The sequence below is a fragment of the Devosia chinhatensis genome (assembly GCF_000969445.1).
Taxonomy (GTDB): domain Bacteria; phylum Pseudomonadota; class Alphaproteobacteria; order Rhizobiales; family Devosiaceae; genus Devosia; species Devosia chinhatensis.
On the sequence record NZ_JZEY01000054.1, the window covers coordinates 242,728 to 254,413 of the forward strand.

Here is an 11,686-nt window from a genome sequence, read left to right on the forward strand (position 1 = left end):
TGCACGAGGTGCCTCATGACCATGCGTGAACGGGTGGCCTGGATTTCCGTCGTCACCTCGCTCGTGATCTTCGGCTACTATTTCGCCAGCGTCTGGAGCGATTTCGCGCTGCGGATGCTGGATGGCGACGAACTGTTCTGGCGCTTCCTCAAATGCTTCGGCGTCGCCATGCTCATCATGCTGCCGGGTGCCATGATCGGCGCCTATCTCCGCGGCGAGAAGTTCGATCCGCCCCCTGACGAAATGGAGCGCCAGATCGAGGCGCGCTCCAATCGCGTCGGCCTCATCGTGCTCGAACTGGCCCTTGTGGGTGTCGTGCTGATGAGCAAGGCAATTACCGACATTGCTCGGGCTGATTTTGCCGGCGATCCGGCGGGCGCCACGGCAATTCTGCTCATCAATCTCCTGCTCTTCGTCACTGCCTCGGCCGCAGTCTTGCGCGAAATCCTGACCATCATCCAATATCGCAGGCTCGCCTGATGCCGCCGCCGCCCCCGATCACCAACACCATCCGTCGGCTGCGGTTCGACCATGGCGAGATGACCCAGCAGGAGCTGGCCGACCGCATCGGCATGACCCGCCAGACCGTCGCCGCGATCGAGCAGAACAAATATTCGCCGTCCCTCGAAGCCGCCTTCCGCATCGCCGAAACCTTCGGCGTCGAGATCGGAGAGGTCTTCCAGTGGAAGGCCGGCACCATGCAGGAACGCTGAGCGTTCAAAGGGGAGTCCATCATGCAAGCCTGGTTTGCCCGCCATTATGGCGGACCTGAAGTCCTGCGCCTCGCACAGGCGCCGATCCCGGCGATAAAGCCCGATCAGATCCTGGTCCGCATTCTCGCCACCACGGTCAATTCCGGCGATGTCAGGGTGCGGGGCTGCGATTTTCCTGCTGGCACCAAGCTCATGGGTCGTCTGGCTTTGGGCTGGAACGGCCCGCGCCAGCCCATATTGGGCACCGAATATGCCGGCGTGGTCGAAAGCATAGGGGCGGGCGTAACGCGTTTCCAGAACGGCGACGCCGTCTATGCCTTTTCCGGTCTCATTATGCGCGCCCACGCCCAATATGCCGCCATTGCGGAAAACGGTCCCGTCGCGTTACTGCCCGCCGGCCTCGATTTTCATCAGGCCTCCTCCCTCTGCTTCGGCGGCACCACCGCGCTGCATTATCTGCGTCAGGCAGGCCTGAAACCCGGCGACGACATCCTTGTGCTCGGGGCGTCGGGCGCAGTGGGCCTTGCTCTCGTCCAGCTGGCCAGACACAGGGGCGCGCGGGTCACTGCCTCCACCAGCGCCGCCAATGCCGAACTCGTCCTCCGCCATGGCGCCGACCGGGTCATCGATTATCGCTCGACCGACATCGCCAGCCTCCCTGATCGCTTCGACATCGTTGCCGATGCCGTCGGCGCGATGACCTTTATCGATGCGCAAAACCTGTTGCGGCCTGAGGGCCGTTACCTTGCCATTGCCGGGGCGCTCAAGGAAATGCTCGGCTCCCTAAGCAAGGGCAGGGAGGGCCGCCGCATGATTGCCGGTCCCGCCGCCGAGCGGGCCGAGGACGTCGTTGAACTGGGGCGCCTCGCCGCCGCAGGCCATTACCGGCCTCATATCGACAAGGTCTTCGACTGGTCGGAACTTCCCGCCGCCCACGCCTATGTTGAAACGGGCCGCAAGCGGGGCAGTGTCGTCGTCTCGGTCGGGGAATAGGCGATCACCCCCAGGGATTTTCCACCATGGGCCAGATGTCGCGTCTGGCCTTGCGGTAATCGGTTTCGGCCGGCTGGTTCGGATAGGGCTTGCCCGCCGAGCAATAGACAATCTCGGAGGCGATCCGGGAAAACGAATCGTAGAAGTGATTGGTCGATTTGATCAGAAGGATGTTCCGCGTAGTCGGCTCGATCCCCATGACCGAAAAGAGGCTTGGATCAAAGCTCTGCGCGCGGGTGGAATTGAGGATCACGTCGATGCCGTCAAACGTCACCCAGGCGGCGTCACCAAACGGGGCGAGGCTCTCTCCGAACTTCATTTCAGCATCGCGCTTGAGCGCCTGTACGCGCACCCGCCGATCGATCGGCATGCCGGTATAGGGCGCCGACTTGGCGCCGAACCGCAGCATGATCTCGGCGCCTTCCCCGGCCGCAAAACAGATCTGCACCGCAATCGGGTCCCAGATCGTGCCCACCGCCACATTGCGCGCGCCGCGGCGGATCAGCTCGTCGAGGATGATCGTTGCGTCGCCTGCCGTACCCCCACCGGGATTGTCCCAGACATCGGCGATCACCACCGGTCCCTTCGGGGCGGCCAGCGCCGCGTCCACGGCCGCAACCTCATCCACCTGCCGCACCATGAACGTGCCGCGCATGGCAAAGAGTTCGCGCCCCAGTGTTTCGACAAGGCTTGATCCAAGGGCTGGCTGGTTGTCCGTCACGGCAACCAGCTTGGTGCCCATTTCCGGCACGTCGCCAGCCATGAAGCCATGCACCACCGAGAGCGAAAGCAGCCCCGGCTGGGATTGTTCGAGGGCCATGATCCTGTCGACAAACCCGCGCATCGGCTGCTTGGACGTAGGAAAGACGTCGATCATGCGGCAATCGAACACGCTCATTACCGGCCGGATCTCGCCCTTGAGCGTGCGCACGGCAATCGACCAGAGATCGCGCGCCCGGTCGACGAAATCGGTATGCGGGAATTCCTTGAAATAGACGAAGAAATCGGCCGCCTCGGCGCGCTTTGCCGTCAGGTGACTATGCGGATCGAGCTCGGCGCAGACCAGGACGTCGGGCCCCACCATGGCGCGGATACGGGTCAGAAGATCCCCCTCGGGATCGTCATAGCCCTGCGCCACCATGGCGCCATGCAATCCGAGCACCACGCCATCGACCGGCAGCGCTGCCTGCAATTGCTCCAGGATTTCGTCGCGCAGGTCCTCATAGGTTGCCCGTGCCACCAGCCCCGCCGGGTCGGCCCAGCTCGCCGATCCCTCGATCAGCGTCCAGCCCTCGCGGGCGCAGACCTCGCGCCCCACAGTGATCGGCGCCGTGCACAGCGTCGGCGTCGCCGGATGCTCTCCCGGCCGCGCATAGAGCGACGCCTCGAAGGCGCGCTTGTCGATGGCGATGGGAGAGAACGTGTTCGTTTCGGTGGCGAGGGCGGCGGTGAACAGGCGCAATTCCGGTGTCCGGGATGAGAGAGCTGGCTGCACCAAGGCTATAGCAAGCGCGTTGCTCAATCACGTAAGAAATTTACATTTTTGAGCGCTTCGGTGCAACAAACCTCGATTTGTCGCCTCAAAACCGCTATCAGAAGAAACTCAGTTTCAAAGATCGAGGAAAAAGCATGCCGATCAAGCGCTATGGTGCCGATAAATCCGGAGCCGGTGGCCAGAACCTGCCTTTCGCGCGCGCCGTCGAGGCCGGCGGCTGGCTGCATGTGTCCGGGCAGGTCGCGATGAAGGATGGCGAGATCGTCGGCACCGGCATCATCGAGCAGACCCACCTCACCATCCAGAATGTCATCGCCATTCTCGAGGAAGCCGGCTACGGCCTCGAACATGTGGTGCGCTGCGGCGTCTGGCTGGACGATCCGCGCGATTTCTGGAGCTTCAACGCGGTCTATAAGTCCTATTTCGGCGAGCATCCGCCGGCCCGCGCCTGCGTCCAGAGCCACATGATGGTCGATTGCAAGGTCGAGATTGACTGCGTCGCCTATAAGGGCCCGTAAGGTTCCGGCATAGATCGTTCCAAGACCCCAGGCGGAGTTGTCTTTCCTCATGACGCAGCATGAATCCCCCTTCCGTCTCGACGGCAAGACGGTTTTGATTTCCGGCGCCGGCGGCGGTATCGGTCGCGTGCTGGTCGAGACCTTCCGCGCCGCAGGAGCCCTGGTCGTGGGTGCTGATCGTACGGCCGACCCGCTCGATGCCCTGCCGCTGGCCCGCAAAATTCTCTTCGATCAGTCCGATGCCGGGGCCACCCGCGCCGCCATTGCTGCCGACATTGCCGCCCATGGCGCGCCCGATGCGGTCATAGCCAACGCCGGCTTCACCCGTGCCGAGCATCTGGGGCAGCTCGATGACGATGTCTGGGCCAGCGAGATGGCCATAAACCTCAATGGGGCCTTTGCGCTGGTCGATCCCATCGTCACCGCCATGGCCGAGCGCGGCTCGGGCAATGTCGTTTTCATATCCTCGGTCAATGCGCTGCAACATCTGGGCAATCCGGCCTATTCCGCCGCCAAGGCCGGGCTCGTCGCCTATGCCAAGGCCATCGCGGTCGAGCGGGGTGCCCAGGGCGTGCGCGCCAATGTCGTGGCGCCCGGCTCGGTGCGCACCCCGGCCTGGGATCATCGCCTCGCCGCCGATCCCGGCCTGCTCGACAAGGTGCTGCCCCATTACCCGCTCGGCCGCCTCGTCAGCCCAGGCGAGGTTTCCAATGCCGCCCTTTTCCTTGCCTCCGACGCCGCCTCGGGCGTCACCGGCGTGACCATTCCCGTCGATGCCGGCCTCACCGCCGGCAATCTGCGCTTCGTCGATGACGTGTTGAGGGCAAAATGAGCAGGATCGCCGATCTCCAGACCCCAGCCGTTTTGATCGACCTCGACATTGCCCAGGTCAATCTCCAGCGTGCCCAGCAGGCGGCGGACAAGGCCGGATTGCAATTGCGCCCCCATATCAAGACCCACAAGCTGCCGTTTTTTGCACGGCGGCAGGTGGCGCTGGGTGCCATGGGCATCACCGTGCAGAAGCTGGGCGAGGCCGAGGTCATGGCCGATGCCGGCCTTGATGATCTTCTCCTCACCTTTAACATCATCGGTGCCGCCAAGCTTGGGCGTCTCAAGGCCCTGCATGATCGCGTCACCATTCGCGTCGTCGCCGACAGCCTGGCCTGCGTCGAGGGCCTCGCTGCAACCTTCACCGATCCGTCCCGTCCGCTGGGCGTTTTCGTCGAATGCGACACCGGCATGGGCCGCTGCGGCGTGCAATCGCCCGAGGCGGCTTTGGATCTGGCCCGAACCATCATTGCCGCGCCGGGCCTCGCCTTTGCGGGGCTCATGACCTATCCGGCCGCCGGAAAATATGCCGCCGCCAATCACTGGCTCGCCGAGGCCAAGGCGCTGTTCGACGCCGAAAACATTCCCGTGCCGGCCATCACCACGGGCGGCACGCCCGATATCTGGCACATGCAGGACGCCTCCGGCATCGCCACCGAATACCGCCCCGGCACCTATATCTACATGGATCGCTCCCAGGTCGCCGCCGGCGCCGCCACATTCGACGATTGCGCGCTCACGGTCCTCGCCACCGTGGTCTCCCGCCCGACGGAACATCGCGCCATTATCGATGCCGGGTCAAAAGCGCTCACCAGCGATCTCCTGGGTCTGGTCGGACACGGCTATGTCCTCGAATACCCCGATGCCAGGATCGTTGGGCTCAGCGAGGAACACGGAACCATCGACGTCTCCGATTGTCCGGAAAAACCGCAGATCGGTGACCTTGTGCGCATCGTTCCCAATCATTGCTGCCCGGTGACCAACCTTTTTGACCAGGTGCACCTGGTGCGCGCTGACAGCGTGCTCGAAACGCTGCAGGTCGCGGCACGGGGCCGGGTGGACTGATCGGCCGCCAGCCCTTACCATTTTCTGGGTGAGGGTCCCCGCATGCGCATCGTCGACACCCATCTGCACCTGATCTATCCGGACAGGCTCTCCTATCCCTGGATCGGCCCGGGCCATCCCTTGCGGCGCCCCTGGACGGTCGAGGATTACTGGGCCGAGGCGACGCCGCTGGGTATAGAGGCCGCCTTGCACATGGAGGTTGATGTCAGCCCCGGTGACATCGAGGCCGAAACTGAATTGGTCGTCGCTCTTCCCGGCATTATCGGCGCCATAGCCGCCTGCCGTCCGGAACAGGCCGATTTTCCCGCGCGCATTGACGCTATCCTGGCGGCGGGGCAGGGGCGGGTAAGGGGCTTTCGCCGCATTCTGCATGAAGTGGACGACGGGCTGAGCCTCGCGCCGATCTTCACCGAAAACCTGAAGCGTCTCGTGCCGCTGGGCCTGCCCTTCGATCTCTGCCTGCGCGCCGACCAGCTCCATCTCGGCACCCGGCTCGCGCGCCTCGTCCCGGACTTGACCTTCGTGCTCGATCATTGCGGCAATCCCGATATTGCCGGGCAGGGGCTCGATCCCTCGCGGGGTGCGCTGGCCGACATTGCGACCTGTCCCAATATCGTCGCCAAGGTTTCGGGTCTCGTCAATCATTGCCATCCCGGCTGGAGCGCGCAGACGCTGCGCCCCTATGTCGAGTATGTCATCGAAAGCTTCGGCTGGGACCGTGTTCTTTGGGGCTCCGATCATCCCGTGGCCACGCTGACCGGGGGCACGCTCACCGATTGGGTCGGGGCGTCCCGCAGCATCGTTTCGGCCGCGAGCGAAGACGAAAAGGCCGCACTGTTCCACCGCAACGCCAAGCGGGTCTACCGGGTTTAGGTTCGGCTTGCTCCTGTGCAGGGAGCATGAAATCCTGCGTTAAAGAGGAGAATGCCATGGCCGATCCGAAGAGCCGCATCGCCGTTTCCACCTGGTCCCTGCATCGCCTGCTGGGCGCCACCTATCCGCACGACCTCTCGACCGATGCCGTCAGCGACGGCGAGGATACCTATGGGGAAGGCGAGGAATCCCTGCTTGGCCTGCCGTCGGTCCTGGCCAATCACGGCTATGAGCGGCTCGAGATCGTGTCCTTCCATCTGCGCAGCCGCGATCCGATCTATCTGGGCGAATTGCGCAATCAGCTGAAGGTGTCCGGCGTCACCCTGCAGACCCTGCTCATCGATGCCGGCGATATCACCGACCCGCTGGTGGGCGAGCGCGATACGCGCTGGATCGCGGGCTGGCTCGAAGTCGCCAATGAATTGGGCGCAGAAAACGCGCGCATCATCGCGGGCAAGCAATCCACCTCCACCGAGGCGCTTGAGCGTTCCGTACGCGCCTTCCGCCAGCTTCTGGCGGCCAATGCCGGCTCGAACGTTCGCCTCGTCACCGAAAACTGGTTCGATCTGCTCTCCACCCCCGAGGCCGTCCATGTCCTGCTCGATCAGCTCGACGGAGAGGTGGGACTCCTCGCTGATTTCGGCAATTGGACCGGTCCGGACAAATATGCCGGCCTCGAGTCGATCTTCCCCCGCGCCTCTTTGTGCCATGCCAAGGCAGGCTTCATCGATGGCCGGCTCGATGAAGCCGATTACGGCCTCTGCATCGCGGCGGCCGAAGAAGCCGGTTATACCGGACCCTACACGCTGATCTTCGACGCACCCGAGCCGAGCGAATGGTCGGGCCTTGCCGAAGAGCGGGATTTCATTCTCTCCCGGATCGGCTGAACCGATTGAAGAAGCGATTTTCCGAGTCGTCTAAGCCGATTATTAATCGCGCCATGCCAGTGTTGCGCGCATGGGAGCGAGACGTCCGGCCATGAGCTTCAGGAGACCGGCACTTCCCCCGCTGCATGGCGGGGGAATGAGCGCGCGCCTGCTTGATGCCACGCCCCTGGGCATGGTGCTGGTCGGCCGCGATGGCAATGTACTCTATGCCAATCGGGCCTTTGCCGAAATGGTCGGCTATGTTCCGGCCGGTGAAACCCCCTTTGCCGTTCTCGATCTGGTTCACGACCTGGATCGGCTGGATGTGCACTTGCACCTCGACCAGCTTCTCCGCGGCGAAATCCGCTCCTGGCGCAGCGAATGCCGGCTGCGCCATGCCGACCACAGCCCCCTCTGGGTCATGGCAGTCGCAACGACCCTGTCGGGCGAAGGCGGGCAGGATGATGTGCTTATCCTTCAGCTCACCAATATCGAATTGCAGAAGAAGGCCGAGGAAGCCCTGGCCTATTCCGAGGCCCGCTGGAACTCGGCGCTGGAAAGCGCCCGCCAGGGTGTCTGGGACTATGACCTGCGGCGGGATCGCATGTTCTATTCCCGCATGTGGCGCGCCCTGCGCGGCATCGGGGACGACGAGGATGTCGGCGCCGATCACGATGCCCAGTGGCTCGATCGCATCCATCCCGAGGATCGCGACAGGATTGCCCTGATTTCCAAGAAACAGGGGCAGGGCGAGGACGGTCACGACACGCTTCAATACCGCGAGCGCACCCGCGATGGTCGCTATATCTGGATCTTGAGCCGCGGCAAGCCGATCGAATGGGATGCCGAGGGCAACGTCGTGCGCGCCGTGGGCACCGATACGGACATCACCCATCTCAAGACCATCGAGCAGGCCCTTGCTGCCGAAAAGGAGCGCCTTCGGGTAACGCTCGAATCCATTGCCGACGGCATGATCTCGACGGACGCTCAGGGCAATGTCGATTTCATGAACGAGGCGGCCGAGCATCTCACCGGTCTCTCCGCCACGGCGGCGCAGGGCCGCAAGGTCGAAGACGTGTTCCGCCTCTTCAGCGACGCTGGGGCGGTCCTGCTTGATTGTCCGGTCAAGGCCTGTTTCGAAGAGGGCAGGCCGGTCCGCGTGGAAGACGATGCCGTCCTGTTCGGTCGCGACGGCATAAGGCGCGACATTCGCTGCACCGCCGCTCCGGTCCTTGCCGACAATGGCCGGATTGTCGGCGCGGTCCTTGTCTTTCAGGATGTCACCCATAGCCGGGCCTTGCAGCGTCAGCTGGCGCACAATGCCAGCCACGATCCCCTGACCGGCCTGGGCAATCGCGCCTATTTCGAGGACACGCTGGACACAACCATCGCCGCCAGCCGCGACACGGGCCGCCTGTCCAGCCTGATCTACGTGGATCTTGATCATTTCAAGCCCGTCAACGACACGGCCGGTCATGCCGCGGGCGATGCGCTGCTCAAGCAGGTGGCGCAGACCATCCGCGAATCCTGCCGGGCGCATGACGCTGTGGCGCGCATTGGCGGCGACGAATTTGCAATCATTCTCGATGGCTGCCCGGCTCCCGCCGGCAAGCTCGTGGCCGAAAAGATCGTGCGCGCCATCGCCGCCCTCGACTTCGCCTGGGCCGGCAAGCACTACCGCATCGGCGCCAGCGCCGGACTGGCCCTGATCAGCCAGCAGCCGGCATCGCCGCTGGGCTTCATGGCCGAGGCCGATGCCGCCTGCTACGCCGCCAAGGGCGCAGGGCGCGGTCGGGCCATGGCTTTTGCCGATATGCTCAATCCCGCCGCTCAGGTCGAGGGCAGATAAGTCTCGCTCGCAAGGGCCAGAAAGCTCTTCATCGCGGCCGAGAGCGGGCTGGATTTGCGCCGCGCCACCAGCAATTGCCGCATCGCCCAGGGCTCCGCCAGGGGCGCGCAGACCAGGTCCGTGCCCGCCAGCAGGTGCAGGCTGGTCGAGCGCAGGAACCCGATCCCGAACCCGGCTTCCACCATCCGCACCAGTGCCGGAAAACTCTCGACCCGCAAGGCTTCCGTCAATGCCTTGCCGGCCTTGCCCGCCGCTTCTCCAAGCAGCCTGTCAAGCGATCCGGCATGATGGATGCCCACGATGGCGTGACCGAAAACCGCTTCGAACTTCAGGGCCTTGCGCGGCTCGATCTGGCTGGCCAGCGCGTGGTCGGGCGGCACCAGCACCCACACGCGCTCGTCTTCGAACGGCTTGATGTCGAAGCGGGAGAAATCATAATTGTCCGAGACGATGGCGATATCGGCCTGGCCCTCGTCCAGCGCCAGAAGCGCCTTGGCTGCCCCCATCTCGCCGATGGCGATCTCGATCCCCGGATATTTGGCAGCGAACTTGGCTAGCAGCTCCGGCAACCGCCCGGTCAGCGCCGAACTGGTGCAGGCCAGGCGCAGGCTGCCGCGATGGCCCGCGCCAAAGTCGGCCATGATGGCGTCGAGATCGGCGATTGACCGCAGCACCGTGCGGCACCCTTCGGCATAGGCCTCGCCGGCCTTGGTCAGCTTCACCCCATGGGCCGAGCGGTCGAACAGGACCACGCCCAGCCGCGCCTCGAGGTCGGAAACACGCCGGCTGACGGCGGAGGAGGCGATGCCCTCGCGCTCTGCGGCCCGGCCGATGGAGCCTGTCTCTGCCAGAAGTAAGATGAGGCGTGCGGTTACGCTGTCGAATGATGCCATGTCGTCTCCCGGCGGCACCATAATCGATTGCGCCGGAAAGTGGGAACCGGATTTCGCCTTGCGCGATCTACCCACAGCTCATCCGCCCGCCACAAGCGTCACGCCGCGCACCAGGTAGAACGCGCCGATGGCCGTGACCACCCAGCGTGTCCAGTGCCGGAAGCCGGCATCGCTCATTCTCTGCAGGATATGGTAGCCCAGATTTGTCCCCGCAATCGCGAAGGGCGCTGCCACCAGCACGAAGATCCAGTCGCTGCTCACCACCGCATCGGCAAGCCCGCCATAGAACACCACCTTGGCGGCATGGGAGACCACCTGCGTCGCCGCCTTGGTGGCGATCACCCGGCGTCGGTCCATCATCGTGCGGATGAAGAACACATCCACCGTCGGCCCCGAAACGCCCACCGCCAGGTTCAGCCCGCCACCCAACAACCCGCACAGGAAACCGTGCAACGGCTTGCTGGCATCGAGCGCCAGCCAGTCCTTGGGAATCCAGACCAGGATCGGCATCAGCCCGATGGCGATGCACACGCTTGCCAGGTCCGGCTTATAGCGCAGGATGAACAGCACGATGGCCGCTGCGACCAGCCCGGTGCAGATCGTGCCCAGGATCGGCCAGTCGATATGTTCCCGGCTGAACCAGGCGCGCGAGCCATTGGCCACGATCTGGATCGCCCCCTGCACGGCAATCGCCGTCGCCACCGGCATCAGCGCCAGGAGTACCGCCAGAAGAATGAGGCCGCCCGCCATGCCGAACACGCCCGAGAGCGTCGAGGTGACGAAAACCGAAAGCGCGATGATGACGACGATAAGCATGGTCTTCTCCTCGCCTTCTGATGCGCCTTCGGAACGTCGCTCGCCATCACCCCTTTGGCATGGGGTCATGCCTCTTGCCCGCGTCGACGCTCCGATTCATGCTTGCCCTCTCATCGCCTTGAGGATGCACCAATTGCGATTCGCCCGCGCCGCCTTGCTTCTGCTCTGCTTCGTCAGCCCCGTCGCCGCCGATGGCCGGACCGACTGGAACGGCTATGACTGGCGCGGCCAGCCCTATGGCAAGTGCCTTGAGGTGGACGGGCAGGCCTGCCTCACCCATCACGGCAAATGGGACTGGAAACGCAATCAATGGGTCGACGTCACCTATGCTCCCGATATCCGGGGCATCGATCTCGCTTTGCGGCTGACCAATAATGACCGCAAGGACGATGACTGGGTCTGCGTCACCGTGCTGTTCCTCGATGCCGCCGGCGCCAACCTCGCCGCCTATCACGCCAATCTGCACATCGATCCGCTGTCCGTCGTCGACGATGGGGCCCGCCTCAGCCTGCCCGAAGCGGTGCAACAGCGCCTCGCCAGGGTGGATGTCGGCACCAAGCAATGCCGCAAGGGCCGCGGCCAGGACGACGGCGTCTATGCGGCGGTCAAGGCGCGCCTGCCGCGCTGAACCGGGCCGCTTGTTGCGTTTTTTGCGCAGATTGCATCTTGAATGGCAGAGCCAATGCGCCTTTTATAGTCGGGCGAGTTTGATTTGCCCGATCGCTGGTCGTCGGCCTTCCTGCTTCCCCTTCGGGCCCCCATTTTTATGTCTGGATT

13 protein-coding genes are annotated in these 11,686 nt (G+C 64.1%); 10 read left to right on the plus strand and 3 right to left on the minus strand.

Going from position 1 to position 11,686, the window contains the following annotated elements; all coding sequences use genetic code 11:
- Positions 1-15: 15 nt before the first annotated feature.
- From VE26_RS01320 to VE26_RS01330, 3 genes are read left to right on the plus strand one after another with little or no spacing between them, the layout of a single operon-like run.
- A complete protein-coding gene (locus VE26_RS01320) occupies positions 16-480 on the plus strand; it encodes a hypothetical protein (protein WP_046103437.1) in 465 nt (154 codons plus the stop codon).
- The gene (locus VE26_RS01325) at positions 480-713 is read left to right on the plus strand and encodes a helix-turn-helix transcriptional regulator (protein WP_046103438.1); all 234 of its coding nucleotides are present in this window, start codon (positions 480-482) and stop codon (positions 711-713) included. Before VE26_RS01320 ends, VE26_RS01325 begins: the two co-directional genes overlap by 1 nt.
- Positions 714-734: 21 nt before the next feature.
- Positions 735-1,706, plus strand: coding sequence for an NAD(P)-dependent alcohol dehydrogenase (locus tag VE26_RS01330; protein WP_046103439.1), 972 nt, complete (start codon positions 735-737; stop codon positions 1,704-1,706).
- A gap of 4 nt (positions 1,707-1,710) precedes the next feature.
- Here the strand turns inward: VE26_RS01330 and VE26_RS01335 are convergent, their stop codons facing one another.
- Entirely contained in the window at positions 1,711-3,168 is a 1,458-nt protein-coding gene (locus VE26_RS01335) for a M81 family metallopeptidase (RefSeq protein ID WP_046103440.1), read from the minus strand.
- A 167-nt stretch (positions 3,169-3,335) separates the two neighbouring features.
- Between VE26_RS01335 and VE26_RS01340 the strand changes: the two genes are divergently transcribed.
- From VE26_RS01340 to VE26_RS01365, 6 genes are all read left to right on the plus strand, one after another.
- Positions 3,336-3,719 carry a RidA family protein gene (locus VE26_RS01340; RefSeq protein ID WP_046103441.1) on the plus strand — a complete coding sequence of 128 codons (384 nt, stop codon included), beginning with the start codon at positions 3,336-3,338 and terminating at the stop codon, positions 3,717-3,719.
- A 49-nt stretch (positions 3,720-3,768) separates the two neighbouring features.
- Positions 3,769-4,551 (plus strand): SDR family oxidoreductase, encoded by a 783-nt coding sequence (locus tag VE26_RS01345; protein ID WP_046103442.1) that lies wholly within the window; start codon positions 3,769-3,771, stop codon positions 4,549-4,551.
- Positions 4,548-5,612: a D-TA family PLP-dependent enzyme gene (locus VE26_RS01350; RefSeq protein ID WP_046103443.1), complete on the plus strand. Its 1,065-nt coding sequence runs from the start codon at positions 4,548-4,550 to the stop codon at positions 5,610-5,612. The genes VE26_RS01345 and VE26_RS01350 overlap by 4 nt, the downstream gene beginning before the upstream one ends.
- Positions 5,613-5,654: 42 nt before the next feature.
- Entirely contained in the window at positions 5,655-6,485 is an 831-nt protein-coding gene (locus tag VE26_RS01355) for an amidohydrolase family protein (protein WP_046103444.1), read from the plus strand.
- A gap of 56 nt (positions 6,486-6,541) precedes the next feature.
- On the plus strand, positions 6,542-7,372 hold the full coding sequence (locus VE26_RS01360) for a sugar phosphate isomerase/epimerase family protein (RefSeq protein WP_046103445.1): 831 nt from the start codon (positions 6,542-6,544) through the stop codon (positions 7,370-7,372).
- Between the two features lie 91 nt (positions 7,373-7,463).
- Positions 7,464-9,200 carry a diguanylate cyclase domain-containing protein gene (locus VE26_RS01365; protein ID WP_160297776.1) on the plus strand — a complete coding sequence of 579 codons (1,737 nt, stop codon included), beginning with the start codon at positions 7,464-7,466 and terminating at the stop codon, positions 9,198-9,200.
- Here VE26_RS01365 and VE26_RS01370 read toward each other — a convergent pair.
- Both VE26_RS01370 and VE26_RS01375 read right to left on the minus strand, forming a co-directional pair.
- On the minus strand, positions 9,182-10,093 hold the full coding sequence (locus tag VE26_RS01370) for a LysR family transcriptional regulator (protein WP_200897201.1): 912 nt from the start codon (positions 10,091-10,093) through the stop codon (positions 9,182-9,184). The genes VE26_RS01365 and VE26_RS01370 overlap by 19 nt on opposite strands.
- A 78-nt stretch (positions 10,094-10,171) precedes the next feature.
- The gene (locus tag VE26_RS01375; protein ID WP_046103446.1) at positions 10,172-10,909 is read right to left on the minus strand and encodes a TSUP family transporter; all 738 of its coding nucleotides are present in this window, start codon (positions 10,907-10,909) and stop codon (positions 10,172-10,174) included.
- 133 nt (positions 10,910-11,042) lie between these two features.
- On the opposite strand from VE26_RS01375, the gene VE26_RS01380 reads away from it, so the two are divergent.
- Entirely contained in the window at positions 11,043-11,537 is a 495-nt protein-coding gene (locus tag VE26_RS01380; RefSeq protein ID WP_152658668.1) for a hypothetical protein, read from the plus strand.
- Positions 11,538-11,686: the final 149 nt, after the last annotated feature.